Annotated in this window: 18 protein-coding genes; 14 read left to right on the forward strand and 4 right to left on the reverse strand. The window is 69.3% G+C overall.

The genetic code is table 11. The annotated features are described in order from the left end of the window. The 8 genes from ACFWHT_RS11805 (at position 1) to ACFWHT_RS11840 (ending at position 7,490) form a co-directional block, all read left to right on the forward strand. Entirely contained in the window at positions 1-438 is a 438-nt protein-coding gene (locus tag ACFWHT_RS11805; RefSeq protein ID WP_378828692.1) for a MarR family winged helix-turn-helix transcriptional regulator, read from the forward strand. Between the two features lie 61 nt (positions 439-499). Further along, positions 500-973 carry a MarR family winged helix-turn-helix transcriptional regulator gene (locus ACFWHT_RS11810; protein ID WP_378828695.1) on the forward strand — a complete coding sequence of 158 codons (474 nt, stop codon included), beginning with the start codon at positions 500-502 and terminating at the stop codon, positions 971-973. A gap of 211 nt (positions 974-1,184) precedes the next feature. After that, on the forward strand, positions 1,185-2,339 hold the full coding sequence (locus ACFWHT_RS11815; RefSeq protein ID WP_378828697.1) for a Gfo/Idh/MocA family protein: 1,155 nt from the start codon (positions 1,185-1,187) through the stop codon (positions 2,337-2,339). After that, positions 2,336-3,508 carry a dihydrodipicolinate synthase family protein gene (locus ACFWHT_RS11820; RefSeq protein ID WP_378828699.1) on the forward strand — a complete coding sequence of 391 codons (1,173 nt, stop codon included), beginning with the start codon at positions 2,336-2,338 and terminating at the stop codon, positions 3,506-3,508. The genes ACFWHT_RS11815 and ACFWHT_RS11820 overlap by 4 nt, the downstream gene beginning before the upstream one ends. 107 nt (positions 3,509-3,615) lie before the next feature. After that, positions 3,616-4,479: a sugar phosphate isomerase/epimerase family protein gene (locus tag ACFWHT_RS11825; protein WP_378829489.1), complete on the forward strand. Its 864-nt coding sequence runs from the start codon at positions 3,616-3,618 to the stop codon at positions 4,477-4,479. A gap of 20 nt (positions 4,480-4,499) precedes the next feature. After that, positions 4,500-5,276 carry a sugar phosphate isomerase/epimerase family protein gene (locus ACFWHT_RS11830; protein WP_378828700.1) on the forward strand — a complete coding sequence of 259 codons (777 nt, stop codon included), beginning with the start codon at positions 4,500-4,502 and terminating at the stop codon, positions 5,274-5,276. 56 nt (positions 5,277-5,332) lie between these two features. Next, positions 5,333-6,382 carry a LacI family DNA-binding transcriptional regulator gene (locus tag ACFWHT_RS11835; RefSeq protein WP_378828702.1) on the forward strand — a complete coding sequence of 350 codons (1,050 nt, stop codon included), beginning with the start codon at positions 5,333-5,335 and terminating at the stop codon, positions 6,380-6,382. Between the two features lie 4 nt (positions 6,383-6,386). After that, positions 6,387-7,490, forward strand: coding sequence for a glycerate kinase (locus ACFWHT_RS11840; protein ID WP_378828704.1), 1,104 nt, complete (start codon positions 6,387-6,389; stop codon positions 7,488-7,490). Between the two features lie 55 nt (positions 7,491-7,545). Here the strand turns inward: ACFWHT_RS11840 and pgm are convergent, their stop codons facing one another. After that, positions 7,546-9,189, reverse strand: a complete 1,644-nt coding sequence (gene pgm / locus ACFWHT_RS11845) for a phosphoglucomutase (alpha-D-glucose-1,6-bisphosphate-dependent) (RefSeq protein WP_378828707.1) — start codon at positions 9,187-9,189, stop codon at positions 7,546-7,548. 123 nt (positions 9,190-9,312) lie between these two features. Here pgm and pheA point away from each other — a divergent pair, with 123 nt between their 5' ends. Continuing rightward, positions 9,313-10,257, forward strand: coding sequence for a prephenate dehydratase (gene pheA, locus ACFWHT_RS11850; protein WP_378828709.1), 945 nt, complete (start codon positions 9,313-9,315; stop codon positions 10,255-10,257). Between the two features lies 1 nt (position 10,258). Here pheA and ACFWHT_RS11855 read toward each other — a convergent pair whose 3' ends face one another. Next, entirely contained in the window at positions 10,259-11,302 is a 1,044-nt protein-coding gene (locus tag ACFWHT_RS11855; protein ID WP_378828711.1) for an LLM class flavin-dependent oxidoreductase, read from the reverse strand. Between the two features lie 136 nt (positions 11,303-11,438). Between ACFWHT_RS11855 and ACFWHT_RS11860 the strand changes: the two genes are divergently transcribed. Together ACFWHT_RS11860 and ACFWHT_RS11865 are read left to right on the forward strand one after the other, a co-directional pair. Then, on the forward strand, positions 11,439-12,071 hold the full coding sequence (locus tag ACFWHT_RS11860) for a phosphoribosyltransferase (RefSeq protein ID WP_378828713.1): 633 nt from the start codon (positions 11,439-11,441) through the stop codon (positions 12,069-12,071). An 84-nt stretch (positions 12,072-12,155) separates the two neighbouring features. Next, positions 12,156-13,868: a cation:proton antiporter gene (locus ACFWHT_RS11865; RefSeq protein ID WP_378828715.1), complete on the forward strand. Its 1,713-nt coding sequence runs from the start codon at positions 12,156-12,158 to the stop codon at positions 13,866-13,868. Positions 13,869-13,958: 90 nt separating this feature from the next. On the opposite strand, the gene ACFWHT_RS11870 is transcribed toward ACFWHT_RS11865, so the two are convergent. Both ACFWHT_RS11870 and ACFWHT_RS11875 read right to left on the reverse strand, forming a co-directional pair. Continuing rightward, the gene (locus ACFWHT_RS11870) at positions 13,959-15,377 is read right to left on the reverse strand and encodes a dicarboxylate/amino acid:cation symporter (protein WP_378828717.1); all 1,419 of its coding nucleotides are present in this window, start codon (positions 15,375-15,377) and stop codon (positions 13,959-13,961) included. A gap of 125 nt (positions 15,378-15,502) precedes the next feature. Continuing rightward, positions 15,503-15,778: a helix-turn-helix domain-containing protein gene (locus ACFWHT_RS11875; RefSeq protein ID WP_378828718.1), complete on the reverse strand. Its 276-nt coding sequence runs from the start codon at positions 15,776-15,778 to the stop codon at positions 15,503-15,505. Between the two features lie 93 nt (positions 15,779-15,871). Between ACFWHT_RS11875 and ACFWHT_RS11880 the strand changes: the two genes are divergently transcribed. From ACFWHT_RS11880 to ACFWHT_RS11890, 3 genes are read left to right on the forward strand one after another with little or no spacing between them, the layout of a single operon-like run. Further along, entirely contained in the window at positions 15,872-16,501 is a 630-nt protein-coding gene (locus ACFWHT_RS11880; RefSeq protein ID WP_378828720.1) for an N-6 DNA methylase, read from the forward strand. Further along, positions 16,498-18,162, forward strand: coding sequence for an Eco57I restriction-modification methylase domain-containing protein (locus tag ACFWHT_RS11885; protein WP_378828723.1), 1,665 nt, complete (start codon positions 16,498-16,500; stop codon positions 18,160-18,162). The genes ACFWHT_RS11880 and ACFWHT_RS11885 overlap by 4 nt, the downstream gene beginning before the upstream one ends. Beyond that, a complete protein-coding gene (locus ACFWHT_RS11890) occupies positions 18,155-20,701 on the forward strand; it encodes a restriction endonuclease (RefSeq protein ID WP_378828725.1) in 2,547 nt (848 codons plus the stop codon). Before ACFWHT_RS11885 ends, ACFWHT_RS11890 begins: the two co-directional genes overlap by 8 nt. Positions 20,702-20,762 lie beyond the last annotated feature (61 nt).

Below are 20,762 nucleotides of genomic sequence, written 5' to 3' on the forward strand. Positions count from 1 at the left end.
ATGACCACCCCGACGGCCGACGACACGCTCGCGGACTTCCAGGCTCACCTGAACCTGATCTTCGCGCGTGCCCGCACGCTCTGGAAGGACTCCGCCGCGCGGATCCACCCCGAGCTGCAGCCCTCCGGCTACAAGCTGCTGGCGTACATCGCCCGCAGCGGCGACGCCAGTGCGCACCGACTCGCCGAGCTGTTCGGCATGGACAAGTCGGTGGTCAGCAGGCAGATCCGGATGCTCGAGGAGTTCGGTCTTCTCGAATCCCGGCCGGACGAGCACGACGGCCGGCTGCGCGTGCTCTCGGCCACGCCGGACGCCCGCAGCATGCTGGCCGAGCTGCGCGGCGAGAACGCCGAGCGCATGCGCTCGGTCCTGGCCGAGCTGACGCCGGAAGAGGTCCTGGCCGCGTCGAAGGCGTTCCGTCTGCTCGCCGAGATCTGACAGGCGCCGTCGCAACCCCCCGGGCCATCCGCCCGGGGGGTTGCGCCGTACACTGGCGAGCATGAGTGCTCCGACGGATCGGGCCGCCGGCCGCGACGACGACGGTGGTGTCCACCTGGACGACGCCGTGGCTCGAGTGGAGCACGAGTTCGGGCGGCTGTTCGCCCGCATCCGGGTCGGCTGGCGCGAGGCGGCGGCGACCGTGCATCCCGACCTGCAGCCTCTGGGCTACCAGGTGCTGGTCGCCATCCTCGGCGGGGAGGCGACCACGGCCGGCGCGATCGTCGAGCGACTGCACACCGACAAGTCGGCGGTGAGCAGGCAGGTGCGCCAGCTCACCGAGCTCGGGCTGGTCGACAGCATCCGCGATCCCGACGACCGCCGTGCGCGCAGGCTGGTCGCGACCGCGCTCGCGAAGGAGCGGGTCGCGATCGCCCGGGCCGCGTACGAGAGCCGGATCGGCGATCGGCTGCGCACCTGGTCGGCGGCCGACCTCGACCACTTCGCCGACCTGCTGAACGCCCTCGGCTCCTGAGCCCGGGCGGGCATCCCCTCCCCGCGTCGAGGACAGGAGATTCGGCGAGAACACGACGCTGCCGACGGCATCCGTCCTGTTTTCGACGATCCTCCTGTTCCGGATGACGGATGCTGCCGCTTGCACGTTCGGCCGCGACCTGCTTTCATATGGGAAAGCGCTTACCGGACCTCTCGGAGGCGCAACAGACCTCCCGACAGAACGGAAGACCATGGCGAACGTGCGCGAGATCGGCATCATCATGAACGGCGTCTCCGGACGCATGGGCTATCGGCAGCACCTCGTGCGCTCGATCCTCGCGATCCGCGACCAGGGCGGCATCGAGCTCTCCGACGGCTCCAGGGTGACCGTCAAGCCGATCCTCGTCGGCCGCAGCGAGGAGAAGCTCGCGGAGCTCGCCGCCAAGCACGGCATCGTCGACTACACCACCGACCTCGACGCGGCACTCGCCGACCCGCAGTGGGAGATCTACGCCGACTTCCTGGTGACCAAGGCGCGCGCCACCGCCATCCGCAAGGCCATCTCCGCGGGCAAGGCGATCTACACCGAGAAGCCCACCGCCGAGTCGCTCGAGGAGGCGCTCGAGCTCGCCCGCCTCGCCAAGGCCGCCGGCGTGAAGACCGGCGTCGTGCACGACAAGCTGTACCTGCCGGGCCTGCAGAAGCTCAAGCGCCTGATCGACTCGGGCTTCTTCGGCCGCATCCTCTCGGTGCGCGGCGAGTTCGGCTACTGGGTCTTCGAAGGTGACTGGCAGCCCGCGCAGCGCCCCAGCTGGAACTACCGCACCGAAGACGGCGGCGGCATCATCACCGACATGTTCCCGCACTGGAACTACGTGCTCGAGAACCTGTTCGGCGAGGTCAAGAGCGTGTACGCGCAGGCCGCCGTGCACATCGCCGACCGCTGGGACGAGAAGGGCGAGCACTACGACGCCACCGCCGAGGACGCGGCGTACGGCATCTTCGAGCTCGACGGCGGCATCATCGCCGAGATCAACTCCTCGTGGACGGTGCGCGTGAACCGCGACGAGCTCGTCGAGTTCCAGGTCGACGGCACGCACGGCTCGGCCGTGGTCGGCCTGTTCGGCTGCAAGATCCAGCCTCGCAACGCCACCCCGAAGCCGGTGTGGAACCCCGACCTCGAAGACACCCACGACTACGACGCCGACTGGCAGGCCGTCCCCACCAACGACGTCTTCCTGAACGGCTTCCGCCAGCAGTGGGAGGAGTACCTGGAGTCGTACGTGCTCGGCACCGACTACGTCTTCGACCTGCTGGCCGGCGCCCGCGGCGTGCAGTTCGCCGAGGCGGGGCTCGCCTCCAGCGCCGAGGGCCGCAAGATCGCCATCGAGAGGCTGTCGCTGTGAGCACCCTGCGCCTGCTGGCGGCCGACGGTGCCGTCTCGGATGCCGAGCTCAGCGACTCCGGCGGATACGTCCGCCCGGCGGTGCCCCTGCGTTCGCGGGTCGCCTACGCCGCGGCGCACGTCGTGCCCGTCGTCTGGGGTGACAACACCCCCGGGCAGCCGGCGGAGATCGACTGGGACTCGACGCTCGCGTTCCGCCGCAACGTCTATTCGTGGGGCCTCGGGGTGGCGGATGCCATGGACACCGCTCAGCGGAACATGGGACTCGACGCGGCAGCGACCCGCGAGCTGATCTCCCGCAGCGCCCAGGTGGCGCGCGAGGAGGGCGGCTCGGTCGTCGTGGGCGTCAACACCGATCACGTCGAGGACACGCACATCTCCCTCGATCGGGTCATCGACGCGTACGTCTCGCAGCTCGAGTTCACCGAGGAGCAGGGCGCAGGACCAGTGCTGATGGCATCCCGCCACCTCGCCCGCGTCGCGCGAAGTGCCGACGACTATCGCCGGGTCTACCGCGCGGTGCTGGAGCGGGCCACGACGCCGGTCGTGCTGCACTGGCTCGGCACGGCCTTCGACCCCGAGCTGGAGGGCTACTTCGGGGCATCCGACTGGCAGACGGCATCCGGTGTTCTGCTGGACATCATCGCCGAGAATCCGGGCAGGGTCGCGGGCGTGAAGATGAGCCTGCTGAACGCCGAGAGCGAGATCTCGGTGCGTGAGCGGCTCCCTGAGGGTGTGCGCATGTTCACCGGTGACGACTTCAACTACGTCTCCCTGATCGGTGGCGACTCGACGGCGCAGGGCGAAGGACACTCCGACGCGCTCCTCGGCGCGTTCGCGGCGATCACGCCCGTGGCATCCGCCGCGATCCAGGCGCTCGACGCGGGCGACACGGCCGCCTACCGGCGCATCCTCGGTCCGACTGAAGAGCTCAGTCGCCAGGTCTTCGCCGCCCCCACCTTCTACTACAAGACCGGCGTGGCGTTCCTGGCGTGGCTGAACGGCCACCAGCCCGCGTTCCAGATGGTCGGCGGCCTGCACTCCGCGCGCAGCCTGCCGCATCTGTCGCGGATCGTGGAGCTGGCCAATGCCTCGCTCGCCCTGGAGAATCCCGAGCTCGCGCGCGAGCGCTGGCACGGGATGCTGCGCCTGAACGGAATCGACGCATGATCCTCCCGAACGCCCACGGCACCGGCTCCTCACGGATGTCGGTGCAGAACACGGATGCCGGCCGGAATCCGGTCGGATCCGCCGACATCCGTGAATCCAGCCGACAGGTGCGGGCGGACCCGCGCCTGTCGATCAACCAGGCGACGATCAAGCACGCCGACCTGGCCACAGCGCTGAAGGCGACGGCGGATGCCGGCGTGCAGTCGATCGGGCTGTGGCGCGAGCCGGTGAACGAGGTCGGCCTCGACACCGCCACGAAGATGCTGGCCGACTCCGGGCTGCGATTCTCGACCCACTGCCGGGGCGGGTTCTTCACGCTGCCCGCGGGACCTGAGCGCGACGCCGCCCTGGACGACAATCGCCGGGCCATCGAGGAGACCGCCGTCCTCGCCGCCGCGGGAGCTGCGGGATCGACGGCCGTGCTCGTGCTCGTCGCGGGCGGGCTGCCGGAGGGCTCTCGCGATCTCATCGGCGCTCGGGAGCGCGTGCGCGATGCGATCGGCGCCCTCGCAGGCGATGCCAAGGCCGCCGGCGTGACGCTGGCGATCGAGCCCCTGCATCCGATGTACGCCTCCGATCGCGCCGTGATCTCCACGCTGGGCCAGGCGCTCGACGTCGCCGCCGACTTCGACGCCACCGTGGTCGGTGCGGCCGTCGACACGTTCCACATCTGGTGGGACCCCCAGGTGCTCGATCAGATCGCCCGCGCCGGGCGGGAGGGCCGCATCGCCACGTACCAGGTGTGCGATTGGAAGACGCCACTGGCCGCGGACGTGCTGCTCTCGCGCCACTACCCGGGCGACGGCGTGATCGACTTCGGCTCGCTGACGCGTGCGGTGATCGAGACCGGATACGACCGCGACATCGAGGTCGAGCTGTTCAACGCCGACATCTGGGCCGACGATCCGGCCCGGGTCGTGGCGCGCACCGCGGCGTCCTTCGGCGAAGCGATCAGTCCGCACCTGCGGTGATGACCGGGCAGGATGGGGGGATGACCGTGCGACCAGGGCTGTGCTCGGTGACGTTCCGGCAGCTCACCCCCGAGCGGATCGTCGAGCTCGCCGCGGAGGCGCGGCTCGAGGTGATCGAGTGGGGCGGCGACGTGCACGTGCCGCCCGGCGACCCGGAGCGCGCGGCCGAGGTCGCCCGGTCCACGGCGGATGCCGGTGTCGACGTGTGCTCCTACGGCTCCTACTTCCGTGCCGGGGCCCAGGAGCCGATCACGCCGATCCTCGACAGCGCGCAGGCGCTGGGTGCCGACCGCGTGCGCGTGTGGGCGGGCCGCGTCGATTCCGCGGATGCTTCGCCGGAGGAGTACGCCGGCGTCGTGTCCCGGCTGCGGGACGCCGTCGACGAGGCCGGCGACCGAGGGATCTCGCTGGCGCTGGAGTACCATCGCGGCACCGTCGCGGACAACCCGGATGCCGTGCTGCGGCTGCTCGCGGATGTGGGGCGACCCGGGCTGTCGACGTACTGGCAGCCGACGGTCGGGGCTGCCGACGAGGTGGCGCTCGCCGAGTTCGACGCGCTCGCGTCGCGAGTCAGCGCGGTGCACGTCTTCTCGTGGTGGCCGCTGACCGAGCGGCTGCCGCTGCGGGAGCGCGGCGTTCTGTGGCAGTCCCTGTTCACGGCGGCCGCCGCACTGGCCTCACCGCCGCGCGATGCGCTGCTGGAGTTCGTCCCCGACGACGACCCCGACCTCCTGGCCTCCGAGGCCGCCGCTCTGCGGCAGTGGCTCGCCGACGCGGACGCGACGCGTGCCCGCTGACGGCAGGCACGACGTCGGGCCCGTCGGGGCCGCGAGCTCCCAGTAGGCTCGAGGTCATGGCCACAGCGGAAAGCCCTTCCCCGGGCAGGCAGCGCTCCGCGCGCGCAAGCTCCGCACCGACGCTGCACGACGTCGCACGCGCGGCTGGTGTCTCCCTGGCGACGGCCTCCCGCGTGCTCAACGGCTCCGAGCGCAAGGTCGCCGAGTCGTTCCGTGAACGCGTGGAGACGGCCGCGGCTCGACTCGGTTACAGCGCGAACGTCTCGGCGCAGGCGATCGCGCGAGGCACCTCGCCGGTGATCGCGCTGCTGGTCGCCGACATCGCCGACCCCTACTTCGGGCTGATCGCCTCCGGCGTCGCACGCGGCGCCGATGAGGAGGGCCTGATCGTCACGGTCGCGATCACCGAGCGCGAGGCGCAGCGCGAGACCCGCATCCTGCACGCGCTGCGCGGACAGCGCCCTCAGGGCGTGATCCTCGCAGCCTCCCGGTCGGACGGAACCGAGAAGAGCACCGGCGACGAGGCGGCTGCCTTCCGTGCGCTCGGTGCGCGGACGGTGACCTTCGGCCCGGGCGGTGATCGCAGCATCCGCATCGACAACCGCGGGGGTGCCGAGCGCCTCGGGCGGGCGATGGCGGATCTCGGCTACCGCAGCGCCGTCGCGCTCGGTGCGGCGGAGGGCGTGCGCACCTCCGATGACCGCCTGGCCGGCTTCACCGCCGGCTTCTCCGCCCGCGGCGGCGAGGTGCGCCGCGTGTACCGCGGCACGTTCGAGCGGGAATCGGGCGCCGCTTGCATGACGGCGGCGCTGACCGACGGCGTCGAGCCGGGCACCCTGGTCTTCGCGCTCAGCGACATCGTCGCGATCGGTGCCATGACGGCGATCCGCGAGGCGGGCAGGAGCGTCGGCGACGACATCGCGGTCTGCGGTTTCGACGACGTGCCGGTCAGCCGCGACGTGACGCCGCAGCTCAGCACGGTGCGCGTGCCGCTGAGCGAGCTGGGCTATCAGGCGTTCCGTGCGACCGTCGACGCGGAGTGGCATCCGGCGACCGCGGAACTCGAGGTGCTGGTGCGCGAGAGCACACCGGCTCGGGAGGAGTGATCCGATGCGCGTCGTCTTCGCGCCCGACAGCTTCAAGGGGACCATCACCGCGGCCGATGCCGTGTCGGCCCTCGCCGAGGGGTGGTCATCGGTCTCGGCAGACGTCGAGGTCGTGAGTCGGCCCATGGCCGACGGGGGAGAGGGCACCGTCGCCGCGTTCGCGGCGGCGATACCGGGGGCCGTGCGGATGCCGGTGACCGTCGACGGACCCGCGGGCGATCCGGTCGGCACCGCCTGGCTGCTGCTGCCGCCAGCGGATGAGACGCCCGGCGGCACGGCCGTCATCGACCTGGCGTCCACCTCCGGGATCGAGCTGATCGGCGAGCTGCGGCCCTGGGATGCGGATTCGACGGGCTTCGGGCAGGCGATCGCCGCGGCGCTCGACCACGGCGTGTCACGGCTCGTGCTCGGCATCGGGTCGAGTGCCTCCACCGACGGCGGCACCGGGATGCTGTGTGCGCTCGGCGCGCGCTTCGACGACGCGAGCGGCATGCCGGTCGCGCCCGGAGCGCGCGGACTCGCGGCCCTCGCCCGCGTCGACCTCTCGGATCTGCGCACCGCACCCGAGGTCTTCGTGCTCACCGACGTGACCAATCCGCTCACCGGGGCCCGCGGGGCGGCCGAGGTCTTCGGGCCGCAGAAGGGGCTGACGGACGCCGCCGATCGCGCCGCCGTGGACGCCGGTCTCGCGCGCCTCGCGAGGATGCTGGGCCTGGAAGCCGAAGCGCCGGGCTCGGGTGCCGCGGGCGGCGTCGGCGGTGCGCTCCTGGCCTGGGGTGCGCGCCTGGTTCCCGGGGCCGAGGAGGTGGCGCGGCTCGTCGGACTGGCGGAGGCGATCGCGGAATCCGACCTCGTGATCACCGGGGAGGGCTCGTACGACGGGCAGTCGGGCGACGGCAAGGTGCCCTCCTTCGTCGCGCGACGGGCAGCGGATGCCCGGGTGCCGGCCGCCGTGGTGGCCGGACGCATCACCGAGGATGCCGACCGGACGCTCTTCGCGGCGTGCCTCTCGCTGACCGAGCTCGCCGGCTCCTCGGCATCCGCTCTCGCCGACCCCGCCCGCTGGCTGCGCGCGGCCGGTGCCGCGCTGGCGCGCGAACTCGGCTGACCCGGCCCGCGTCGCGCGCGCCGGGGCGTCAGCCGCCGCCGGGCGCCACGGCGGCTCAGTCGCCGAGCGCGGCGGACACGACGGCCCTGGCCTCTTCCTGCACCTTCGCGAGGTGGTCCGGGCCGAGCAGGCTCTCGGCGTACAGCTTGTACACGTCCTCCGTGCCCGAGGGGCGGGCGGCGAACCATGCATGCTCGGTCTGCACCTTCAGCCCGCCGATCGCCGCGCCGTTTCCCGGCGCGTGCGAGAGCTTGGCGACGATCGCCTCGCCGGCGAGCTCGGTGGCGCTGACGGCATCCGGGGCCAGCTCTCCCAGCGTCGCCTTCTGCTCCGGCGTGGCCGGGGCGTCGACGCGCTGGTAGGCGGATGCCCCGAAGGCCTCCTCCAGCTCGCGGTAGCGCTCCGACGGCGTCTTGCCCGTGACCGCGATGATCTCGGCGGCCAGCAGGCACAGCAGGATGCCGTCCTTGTCGGTCGACCACACGCTGCCGTCCCGGCGCAGGAACGACGCACCCGCCGACTCCTCGCCGCCGAACGCCACCGTGCCGTCGAGCAGGCCGGGAACGAACCACTTGAAGCCGACCGGGACCTCGAGCAGACGCCGGCCGAGCGCGTCGGCCACACGGTCGATGATCATCGACGAGACCAGGGTCTTGCCGATGGCGGCATCCCGCGGCCACTCGGCGCGGTGCGAGAACAGGTAGTCGATCGCGACGGCCAGGTAGTGGTTGGGGTTCATGAGCCCGGCGTCCGGGGTGACGATGCCGTGCCGGTCGGCATCCGCGTCGTTGCCGGTGAGCACGTCGTAGTCGCCCTTCTTCGCGACCAGGGACGCCATCGCGGACGGCGACGACGGGTCCATCCGGATCTTCTCGTCCCAGTCCAGCGTCATGAACCGCCAGGTCGGGTCGACCTCCGGGTTCACGACGGTCAGGTCGAGTCCGTGCACGTCGGCGATCAGTTGCCAGTACTCCACGGATGCCCCGCCCAGCGGGTCGGCGCCGATGCGCACGCCCGCGTTGCGGATCGCATCCAGATCGATGATGGAGGGCAGGTCGCGCACATACGCGTCGCGGAAGTCGTATGTGCCGATCGTGTCGTCGTCGATGTCGGCATCCGGCACCCGCTCGACGCCCTCCAGGCCCGCCTCGATGAGCTCGTTGGCCCGTCGGGCGATCCAGCCGGTGGCATCCGTGTCGGCGGGGCCGCCGTGGGGCGGGTTGTACTTGAAGCCGCCGTCGCGGGGCGGGTTGTGGCTGGGCGTCACGACGATCCCGTCGGCGCGGTCCGGGTCGTCAGCGCCGCGACCGCGGTTGTAGGTGAGGATCGCATGGCTCAGCGCGGGCGTCGGCACCCACGAATCGCGGGCGTCGACGCGCACGTCGATGCCGTTGCCGATCAGCACCTCGACCGCGGTGCGTTCGGCCGGAAGGGAGAGCGCGTGCGTGTCGCGGCCGAGGAACAGCGGACCCTGAATGCCCTGCGCACGGCGGTAGTCGACGATCGCCTGGGTGGTGGCCACGATGTGCTGCTCGTTGAAGCTGGTCGTCAGCGATGAACCGCGATGACCGCTCGTGCCGAACGCGACCCGCTGCGCCGGGACGGACGGATCCGGGATGCGGTCGTAGTACGCGGCGATCAGCTCGTCGACATCGATGAGGTCCTTGTCCTCCGCGGGGAGGCCTGCTCGGCTCGTCATGGGGATAGTCTGCCCCGCCCCTGGCGCTCGCGCATCCTCGACGTCATCCGGATGCCCGGGGTCTGTCCCTGGCCGGATGTGCGCGCTCGTCACCCGGCGGATGCCCGGGACTAGGCTTGCGGGGTGACCGAACGCCGCACGTACAGCTACCTGGGCCCTGCAGGAACGTTCACGGAGGCGGCACTCGATCAGGTCCCCGAGGCACGCGGTCACGACTGGCGTCCGGTGCACAACGTGGGCGAGGCGCTCGCCGACGTGCTCGAGGGGCGCAGCCACGCGGCCATGATCGCCATCGAGAACTCCATCGAGGGCGGGGTCTCCACCACGCAGGATGCCCTGGCGGTCAACCCCGGGCTCCGGATCATCGGCGAGTACCTGGTGAAGGTGAACTTCGTGCTGGTCGCCGCTCGCGGGACGAAGCTCGAGGACGTGCAGGTGGTCGCCGCGCATCCGGTGGCGTATGCGCAGTGCCACGCCTGGCTCGGCGAGAACCTGCCCCGGCACGCTCACGTGCCGGCCGCGAGTAATGTGGCATCCGCTCTGGGCATCCTGGACGGAACGCTGCCCGCCCAGGCGGCGATCGCCGCCCCCGGCATCGTGCAGCATCAGGACGTCGAGGTGCTGGCCGAGCGGATCGGCGACAACGACAACGCGGTCACCCGCTTCGTGCTGGTCGCGCGGACCACGGCTCCGGGTGAGCCGACCGGCGCCGACAAGACCTCTCTCATCGTCGAGCTGCCCGACGACCGACCCGGCGCCCTGCTGGAGATGCTCGAGCAGTTCTCGACCCGCGGCATCAACCTGTCGCTGATCGAGTCGCGCCCGATCGGCGACGAACTGGGCCGGTATCGCTTCGTGCTCGACGCCGACGGGCACATCCACGACGAGCGCATGGCGGATGCGCTGCTGGGCATCCGACGGTTCAGCCCGCGCGTGGTCTTCCTCGGGTCGTATCCCCGGGCCGACCGCCGCATCGTGCAGTATCCGGACCGCTACGCCGACGACATCTTCGTCGAGGCCCGCGACTGGCTGCGCGGCCTGATCGCCGGCGAGCCCGAGCAGTCCTGACTCAGGGGGCGAGGAGCTCGAGCGTCTGGGCGCGCCCGGCGGGGGCGTCGAGCGGCTCGGACTCATAGGCGCCGGCGACCGGCGAGATCATCACCTCGTCGACGCCGTGGCGCGACGCGAACTCGTCGAGAGAGGCGCGCACGTCGTCGGACGCGCCGACGAACCAGCTCGACCGGATGCCGTCGATGAGCGTGCGCTCATCGGCATCCGCTCCGTCGGCGATGCCCTGCTCCGCCTGCTCGACGGTCTCCAGGGCGCCGAGGGGCAGGTTCCGGCGCAGCCGCGCCATCATCCGCAGCTGCGGCAGCGCACGGGCCTCGGCCTCTTCGGCGGTGGGAGCGGCGACGACGTTGGCGGTGAGGAAGGTGCGCGGCTCGGCCAGCGTCTCGCTCGGCTGGAACGTCGATCGATACAGATCGAGCGCGCGCTGCAGGCCCGCGCCCGCGAAGTGATTCGCGAAGACATAGGGGAGGCCGAGGGACGCCGCGAGCCGAGCGGAGTAGTCGCTGGAGCCGAGCAGCCAGATCTGCGGGGAATCGGATGCCGCGGGCGTGGAGCGCACGGTGTACTCACCGCCGCTGGTGAACTGCACGGTCGCCCCGTCGCGCCGGAGCATGAGTGCGATGTCCTGCACGTGCGAGGGGAAGCGCTCCACGTCCCCTGCGGCTCCGGACGAGCGCAGCAGCTGGGTGATCACGGGGTCGCTGCCCGGGGCGCGGCCGATGCCGAGGTCGATGCGTCCCGGAGCGACCGCCTCGAGAGCGGCGAACTGCTCGGCGACGATGAGCGGGGCGTGATTGGGCAGCATCACCCCTCCCGAGCCGACGCGGATGCGCGTGGTGACCGACGCGGCGGCCGCGATGAGCACCGGGGGAGAGGTGGATGCCACGGACGGCATGTTGTGGTGCTCGGCGAACCAGTACCGCCGGAAGCCGAGCTCGTCGGCGCGCCGGGCGAGCGCCATCGACGACGCGACGGCCTGAGAGCTGGTCTGCGTGGTGCGGACGGGGACGAGATCGAGAACGGAGAGCGCGGGAGAAGTCATCGTGTGCTCCAACCCCGCCGGCGCTCGCGGCATTCCGCGCCCGGTGCCTGCGGCATTCCGCGCCCGGTGCCTGCGGCATTCGGCGAGGGGCTTGACCCGCGACCCCGCGCGGCGTAGGCCGGGATCAGGTGACGCCATGTGGAACTTCGAGGACAGGGTGGATGCGGGCCGGCAGCTCGCCAGGGAGCTCACTCGTCGCGCGCGCGACGACAGCGTGGTGCTCGGGCTGCCGCGTGGCGGCGTGCCGGTCGCGGCCGAGGTCGCGCGTGCGCTGTCCGCGCCGCTGGACGTGCTCGTCGTGCGCAAGGTCGGTGCTCCCGGTCACGAGGAGGTCGCGATGGGGGCGGTGGGCGAGGACGGCGCCGTCGTGCGCAACCCTGACGTGATCGCCGCCGTCGGTGCGGATGAGGAGACGCTGGCCGCCGCCGAGGAGCACGAGCGTGCGGTGGTCGAACGCCGGGCCGGGATGCTGCGCGCGGGCCGCCCCGCCGAGCGCCTCGCCGGACGCGCGGCGATCATCGTCGATGACGGCATCGCCACCGGCGCCACCGTGCGGACGGCCTGCCGTGTCGCCCGGGCACGTGGTGCCGCCCGCGTGGTCGTGGCCGTTCCGGTTGCGGCGCCGAGCGCCCTCGCCGGCCTCGACGAGTGCGACGAGGTGGTGTGCCTCTGCGCGCCGCCGGGCTTCGTCGCCGTCGGGATGCACTACATCGACTTCCGGCAGACCTCGGAAGACGAGGTGGTGCGGCTGCTGGCGGGCCTGCGCTGACCGGCACGGCTGAACCGAGCCGACGTCTGCCCCCCTCGGGTCGGCGCGCGCGTCCGCGCGGGGTGCGGCGTTAGCCTTGCCTCCATGGATGCCAGCATCTTCTTCGTCATCGTCGGGGCGGTCGCAGTGGCGGCGGTGGCACGCTGGCGGGGGTGGCCGGCTCCGCTGCTGGTCACGGTGGTGGCGCTCGCGGCATCCTTCCTCCCCTTCGTGCCGAACCTCTCCATCGACGGGCATGTGCTGCTAAACCTCGTGCTGCCGCCGCTGCTGTACTCCGCAGCGCTCGATGTCTCGTTCGTCAGCTTCGCCCGCGCGATCCCGCAGATCCGGCGGCTCGGCATCGGGCTGGTCGTCGTCACCACCGTCGCCGTCGGCCTGATCGCCTGGTGGATGCTGCCCGAGCTGACCCTGCCGGGAGCGCTGCTGCTCGGTGCCATCGTCGCCCCGCCGGATGCCGTGTCGGCGGCGGCGATCGGCCGCAAGCTCGGCCTTCCCCGCCGTGTGATGACGGTGCTGTCGGGGGAGAGCCTCATCAACGACGCCACCTCCCTCACGCTGTACAGGGTGCTGGCGGCCGTGGTGGCCGGCGCCGCCGCGTTCGATCTGGGTGCCACGGTCTGGCAGTTCGTGCTGGCCGTGATCGTCGGCGTGCTGGTCGGCCTGGTGTTCGGGGCGGGCATGCATCAGCTGCGCATGCGCAGTGACGATCCGGTCATCAACGGGACGGTCGGACTGCTCGCCCCCTTCGGCGCGTATGCGATCGCCGAGCAGCTGGGCGGGTCCGGCGTGATCGCCGTGGTCGCGATGGGGCTGTACGTCGGCTTCAACGCGCCCCGCACGAGCTACACGACCCGTCAGCAGGAGGCCCCGCTGTGGCTGTCGGCGGACTTCCTGCTGGAGTCGTTCGTGTTCGCCTACATCGGCCTGCAGCTGCCGCGGGTCGTCGCCGACCTCAACGACGGCGAGGTGGGGCGGGTGATCGGCCTGTCGGTGGTGGTGTTCCTGGTCGTGCTGCTCGTGCGTCCGGCGTTCGTGTACCCGGCGAACGCGTGGGGCCGGTGGTGGACACGCGGGCGGCTGCGCAAGTGGGAGCGCATGAGGCGCGGCGGCGCGAGCATCCCGGTCCAGGTCGAGCGCCGCAGCCGTCGGGCGCTCACCGAGGACGAGCTGCGTCAGCGGCTCAGCGAGACGAAGCTGTCGTGGCGGGACAACGCGGTGATCTCGTGGGCCGGGATGCGCGGGGTGGTGACTCTGGCGACGGCGCTCGCGGCATCCGATCTCGCCGGGCTCGACTCCCAGGCGGCGCACGCGCTGGTCGTGGTCGCGTTCGTCGTGACCGTCGGAACGCTGCTGCTGCAGGGCCTGACGCTGCCCTGGCTGATCCGATGGCTCGGCGTCGTCGACGACAGCGAGGCGCAGGAGGACGCCCGTCAGCTGGCGGCCGTGCGCGAGCGCAGCCGCGAGGCGGGCAAGGCGTACTTGCGCGACATGCGCAGGACCTGGGCGCAGGAGCACGGCGAGGAGTCGCTGGCGATGTTCGACGCGTTCGCGAAGCGGCTGATCCGGGTGGAGTCGGACGCCGAGACCTCGCAGGCCGACCTGCGGCCCCGCTTCACCTATGAGCAGTTCCTGGCGATGTCGAAGGAGTGGCTGTCGGTGCGGCGGCAGCTGTTGCTGGAGGAGCGGGATGCCGGAAACCTCAGCGAGGAGGTCATGCGCGAGCTGATCACGGCGATGGATGCCGAGGAGCTCGCACTCGACACGCGCGTCGCGACGCGCCCGCAGCCGCGGACCTGACGGCGTCGGACGCGCTCTCCGGACGCGAGCCTGCGGACGCGAGAACGCCTCGCCCCGGGGAGGGGCGAGGCGTTCTCGTGAAGCCCGGGATCAGCGGGTGACGGCGGGCGTCTTGCCGGACTCCGGCTCCGCGGCGTCCGCGTCGTCGATCTCCTCGGCGAACGGCAGACCGTTGCGGGGAGCATTGTAGAGCTCCTCGTCGAGGATGCCCTCGCGCTTGGCGACGATGGTCGGCACGAGCGCCTGGCCCGCGACGTTCACCGCGGTGCGGCCCATGTCGAGGATCGGGTCGATGGCGAGCAGCAGGCCCACGCCCTCCAGCGGCAGTCCCAGGGTCGAGAGGGTGAGCGTGAGCATCACGATCGCGCCGGTGGTGCCCGCGGTCGCGGCGGAGCCGACCACCGAGACGATGACGATGAGCAGGTACTGCACGAAGTTCAGGTCGATGCCGAAGAACTGCGCCACGAAGATCGCGGCGATGGCCGGGTAGATCGCGGCGCAGCCGTCCATCTTGGTCGTGGCGCCCAGCGGCACCGCGAAGGAGGCGTAGCCGCGCGGCACGCCGAGGTTGCGCTCGGTGACGCGCTCGGTGAGCGGCAGGGTGCCGATCGAGGAGCGGCTGACGAAGCCCAGCTGGACGGCCGGCCACACTCCCGAGAAGTACTGCTTGATGGAGAGGCCGTGCGTCTTCACGATGATCGGGTAGACGACGAACAGCACCAGGGCCAGACCGATGTAGATGGCGCCGGCGAACCAGGCGAGCGCCGTGAGCCTGTCCCAGCCGTACTTGATGACGGCGGAGCCGATCAGGCCGAACGTGCCGATCGGGGCGATGCGGATGATCCACCACAGCACGCGCTGGATGATCTTGAGCAGCGACTCGGTGAAGGCGAGGAACGGCTCGGCCTTCTTGCCGGCCTTGAGCGCCGCGATGCCGACCACGGCGGCGACGACGATCACCTGCAGGATGTTGAAGCCGACGCTGGAGGAGTAGGAGCCATCGGTGGCGCCGGGGCCGGTGGAGACGGTCAGGCCCAGGAAGTTCTGCGGGATGAGGCCGAGAAGGAAGTTCCACCACGAGCCGACCGTGTACGGGGCGCCGGTCTCGAGCCCTTCGCCGGCCTTCGATCCGGGCTGGATGACCAGGCCGAGCACGATGGCGATCGACACGGCGATGAAGGCGGTGATCGCGAACCAGAGGATCGTCTGACCCGCGAGGCGAGCGGCGTTCTGCACGCGGCGCAGGTTCGAGATGCTCGCGACGATCGCGGTGAAGATGAGGGGCACGACCGCCGCGCGCAGGAGCGTGACGTACGAGCTGCCGATGCGATCGAGAACGTCTGAGAGGACCGTCGGGTTCGTGCCGCTGGCACCCAGCGAGACGCCGATCAGGCCGACGGCGATGCCGAGGACGAGGGATGCGAGGATCTGGAACCCGAAGGAGGTCAGCAGTCTGCGAACCGGGCCTCGGGTGTCTGGCGCTTTCTGCGCGCGTGCGGTGCTGGTCACGTGTGCTCCATGCTCTGTCGCGCGCAAGGTGCGCGCCGTGGTTCCCAACGTTAAGCCGTCGGCGATCATTCCCGGGCGGTTGTGACGGAGGATGACGGGCGGCGGCTGCGGGGAGGGCGGGTGGCTCAGACGGTGCGACGGCGTGCGTCGCCGGTCGCGGTGGTGAACATCTCCGGCGTGACGTCGTCGAGCAGCTCGCCCGGCGCGACGCGCAGTGCGTCCGCGATGCGCACCAGCGTCGGAATGCCCATCATCGCGCGCCCTTTCTCATAGCCGCGGATGTTCGACGAGTCGATCTGCGTCAGCACCGCCAGTTCGTCCTGCGTGATGCCTCGGCGCTTCCTCGCATCCGAGATCAACTCGCCGATGCGGGCAGCGGCGGGCGAGGGGACACGGGGCACCCATCAAGCGTCATGAATGTCGGTGAATTGTGCCAGGGTTAACGCACCCGGGTACTTGTACCGCATCCGGGTGAGGGAGCCTGGGAGGTGCGGATGGCCGGTGAGCGTCTGGTCAAGTCGCGGCAGCGGGTCGCGGATCACGGTGAGGTGTTCACGCCGCGGTGGCTGGTTGACGACATGCTCGATCTGGTCAAGAGCGAGACGGAGCGGATCGACTCTCGGGTCCTCGAGCCTGCCTGCGGATCGGGCAACTTCCTCGTGCCCGTTCTCGAGCGCAAGCTCGCCGCGGTGCAGGCGAAGTACGGCAAGAGCGACTTCGAGAAGCGCCACTACGCGCTGTTCGGTCTGATGTGCATCTACGGCATCGAGCTGCTGGCTGACAACGCGGAGGAGTGCCGCGAGAACCTGGCGGGTACTTTCACCCGGTATCTGAATGTCAGTGCCGAGAGTGAGTGGGCGACTGCCGCATCTGCCGTGCTCGCGGTGAACATCGTGCAGGGCGACGCGTTGAAGATGACGACCTCCACGCAAAAGCCGATCACGTTTCCCGAGTGGGGATATCTCGGGCTCGGAAAGTACCAGCGCCGCGACTTCCGCTACGACAGCCTCACGCAGCGCGCCGCGGCGTCGGAGGGTCTGTTCGCGCACTTCGAGGAGCACGAGATCTTCACGCCGGTGCACACCTACCCCGCCATGACGGTCAAGGACATCGCGGCGTCATGACCCTCCAGGCTTCCTTTTCGCTGCAGGGCCACAACCCCGACGTCCTCACCTGCATCGCGAACCTGTCAAACGACGAGGTCTTCACGCCGCCGGAGTTCTCGAACCAGATGCTCGACACCCTCGAGCAGGCGTGGGCGGAGTCGAACGCCGGCGCGTCGATCTGGACCGACCCGACCGTGACGTTCCTCGACCCGTTCACGAAGTCGGGTGTGTTCCTGCGGGAGATCACGCGCCGCCTGACGGACGGCCTGGCGGCGCAATTCCCCGACCTCGAGGAGCGTGTCGATCACATCCTGACGAAGCAGGTCTTCGGTATCGGAATCACCCAGCTGACCGCGCTACTTGCGCGGCGCAGCGTCTACTGCTCGAAGGACGCCCGCGGCAAGCATTCGGTCGCGAAGTCGTTCGACCGTGACTGGGGCAACATCTGGTTCGAGCGAACAGAGCACACCTGGACCGGGCGCAAGAAGGAGCGGCGCGCCAATCCTCTGACCGGCGAGGAAGAACTCGTCGAACAGGTCGGAACGGGGAAGTGCAAGTTCTGCGGAGCTTCTGAAGGGGAGTACTCCCGCGACGAGTCCCTCGAGACCCACGCCTACGCGTTCATCCACACCAACGACATCAAGGCTCGCGTGAACGAGCTGTTCGGAGCCGACATGCAGTTCGACGTCATCATCGGAAACCCGCCGTACCAGCTCAGTGATGGCGGTTTCGGCACTTCGGCGGCTCCGATATATCAGCTGTTTGTGGAGCGTGCGCTGGATCTCGACCCGCGCTACGGCATCTTCGTCACGCCCTCGCGCTGGTTCGCTGGCGGAAAGGGACTCGACGCATATCGGGAGCGGATGCTCGGCGACCACCGCATGCACGTCATCGTGGATTACCCGAAACTGTACGAGGCGTTCCCCGGTGTGAAGATCCGTGGCGGCATCTCATACTTTCTGTGGGATCGCGACTACGACGGTCCGTGTACGATTCAGACGATGTGGGACGGAGCGCCGGTCGGCGAGCCGGTCGCACGATACCTGGATGCCTTCGACGTGCTCGTGCGATGGAACGCGGCTATCCCGATCCTCGAGAAGGTGCGGGCGAAAGGCGAGTCCACGTTGGATGCGCGTGTATCGACCGGAAAGCCGTTCGGGCTTCGCACCTTCGTGCATGGTGCGGACTCCGATCACGGAATCGCCGATCCGGTGCATTTGTATGGTTCGCGGAGAACCAGCTGGATCGACCGATCAGAGATCACCACGAACGTCCCGTGGATCGATGAATGGAAGGTTCTGATGACGGCGGTGCAAGGCACGAGCGCCGCGGTGGAGACGAAATTCCTGTCGCGTCCGATAGTCGCCGCACCCGGCACTGCGTGCACCGAGACGTACCTGATCGCTGGACACTTCGCATCTGAGGTGGACGCAGAACGGCTTGCGGCGTTGCTCACCACTAGATTCGTCAGATTCCTCGTATCACTCCGCAAGTCGACGCAGCACGCGACTCGGGATGTGTATGCGTTCGTACCCGACGTGCCACTCGACCGCGAATGGACCGACGCGCTCCTGTATGAGCGGTACGGACTCGACGATCAGGAGATCGCGTTCATCGAGTCTCAGGTCGCCGAGCACGACGCGACCCTGCTCGATGCACTGGAATCCGACGATGCCTGAGCGCGCCGTCGCTGTTTTCGAGCCAAAACCCGACGCCCGCCTCCGCATCTACGCCTGGTCGTCCGATGAGGTCGCTGAGCGGTGGCGCGATTGCCTGAAGGTCGGACAGACGACGCGTGCCGACGTGAACGACCGCATCAAGCAGTCGCAGGGGCAGGCGCGCGTTGACTACACCCTTGAGGTCAACGAGCCGGCGGATCGCGAGGACGGCAGCACGTTCACCGATCGCGATGTCCGTGAGCGACTGGTCGCGAAGGGCTTCGACAACGTCGTCTTCGAGTCCAGTCGCGAGTGGATGCGCTGCACAGCCGACGACGTCCGCACTGCGATCGCCGAACTCCGGGCCAACAAGAGCTACTCCGGTTCCCACCACGCGACCTTCGGCATGCGCGACGAGCAGCAGGCGGCAGTCGACAAGACCTTCTGGTACTACCAAGACCGCTGGTCGAAGGACTCCGACGCCGTGCCGGAGTTCCTCTGGAACGCGAAGATGCGCTTCGGCAAGACGTTCACCACCTACCAGCTGGCCAAGAAGCTCGAGGCGAAGCGCATCCTCGTCGTGACCTTCAAACCGGCCGTGGAAGACGCGTGGGACACCGACCTCAAGACGCACGTCGACTTCAACGGCTGGCAGTACCTCTCGCGCAAGAGCGAGGGCGATCCGTCAACGGTCGATCCCGAGCATCCGCTCGTCTTCTTCGGGTCGTTCCAGGACCTCATGGGTCGTGACGCGGCCGGCAACTTCAAGCCCAAGCACAAGTGGCTCACCGAACTCACCTGGGACCTCGTCGTGTTCGACGAATACCACTTCGGCGCGTGGCGCGATGCGGCCAAGGAGCTGTTCGAGGGCGAGGACGACGCGAAGAAGGAGGAGAAGATCGAATTCTCCGCCGCCGAGGAGACGTTCGCCGAAGAGCTCGAGGAGCGCGGCAGCGATGAGGACGCGTTCGTGCCGATCAAGGCATCCGCGTACCTCTACCTCTCGGGCACACCGTTCAAGGTGCTCAACGAGGGGCGCTTCATCGAGGAGCAGATCTTCAACTGGACGTACACCGACGAGCAGCGCGCGAAGGCGCAGTTCGCGGCGGAGTATCCTGACGAACCGAATCCGTACGCGTCGCTGCCTGAGATGCGATTGCTCACGTACCAGATGCCAGAAGAGCTCGTCGCGATCGCGCACCAGGGCGAGTTCGACGAGTTCGATCTGAACGCGTTCTTCGAAGCGAAAGGCGCCGGCATCGACGCCGAGTTCGTGCACAAAGACGACGTGCAGAAATGGCTCGACATCATCCGTGGTTCGTACCTGCCGACGCAGGTCGATGCACTGAAAGCCGGTACACGCCCGCCGTTCCCGTACTCCGATACCCGGCTGCTGCCGTACATGCAGCATTCGCTGTGGATGCTGCCGCGTACGGCATCCTGTGCGGCCATGGTCAACCTGCTCGCCGAACCGCAGAACGCGTTCTGGCACGACTACACGGTCATCAACGTCTCCGCTCCCGGAATCGGCGTCGGGCTCGCGGCGTTGCCGCCGGTGCGCGACGCGATCGGCAATGGGCACGACACGAAGACGATCACGCTCACGGTCGGCAAGCTCACGACCGGCGTCACGGTGCCGCAGTGGTCGTCGATCCTGATGCTGCGCAACTTGCAGGCGCCGGAGACATATTTTCAGGCGGCGTTCCGCGTGCAGTCGCCCTGGAGCATCCGCAACCCGAACGGTGATGATCCGCACGCGGAAGCGATCCTGAAGCCCGTCTGCTTCGTGTTCGACTTCGCGCCGACGCGTGCGCTGCGGCAGATCAGTGAGTACGGCCGCGGGCTGGCGCCCGAGAACCCCAACCCCGAGAAGGCCGTTGAGGAGCTCGTGGGCTTCCTGCCGGTGCTCGCGTACGACGGGTCGAACATGACGCAGGTGGATGCCGCCGGCATCCTCGACATCGCTATGTCGGGCACCTCGGCGACGCTCCTCGCGCGCAAATGGGAGTCGGCAGTTCTTGTCAACGTCGACAACGGAACGCTCAAGAAGATCATGGGATCGAAGGAGGCCATGGACGCCGTCATGAACATCGAGGGCTTCCGCGCGCTCGGGTCGAACGTCTTCGAGACAGTCGTGAACAAGAGCGAGGCGGTGTCGAAGACCAAGAAGGAGAAGGGCGACGACATAACGTCGGCTGAGAAGAAAGAGCTGACGGCCGAGGAGAAGGAGTACAAGTCCAAGCGGAAGCAGATCCAGGAGAAGCTGATCAAGTTCGCCACTCGGATCCCTGCGTTCATGTACCTGACGGACTACCGCGAGAACACGCTCTACGACGTCATCACGAAGATCGAACCCGAGCTGTTCAAGGCGGTCACGGGCCTTTCGGTGGCGGACTTCAACCTGCTCGTTTCGCTCGGCGTCTTCAACGCCGGCCACATGAACCAGGCCGTGTTCGCATTCCGCCGGTACGAGGATGCGTCGCTTTCGTACACCGGGATCGAGTCGCACGACGGGCTGCGAAGGTATGGGCTCTACGACACCGTTGTCGCGATCGAGTGAACACGCCGTCGCTCGATGTCGCCTTGCGCCGGTAGCGTGATGGCGTGCAACTGCACGAACT

It is taken from the genome of Microbacterium sp. NPDC058342 (assembly GCF_042723935.1).
Taxonomy (GTDB): domain Bacteria; phylum Actinomycetota; class Actinomycetes; order Actinomycetales; family Microbacteriaceae; genus Microbacterium.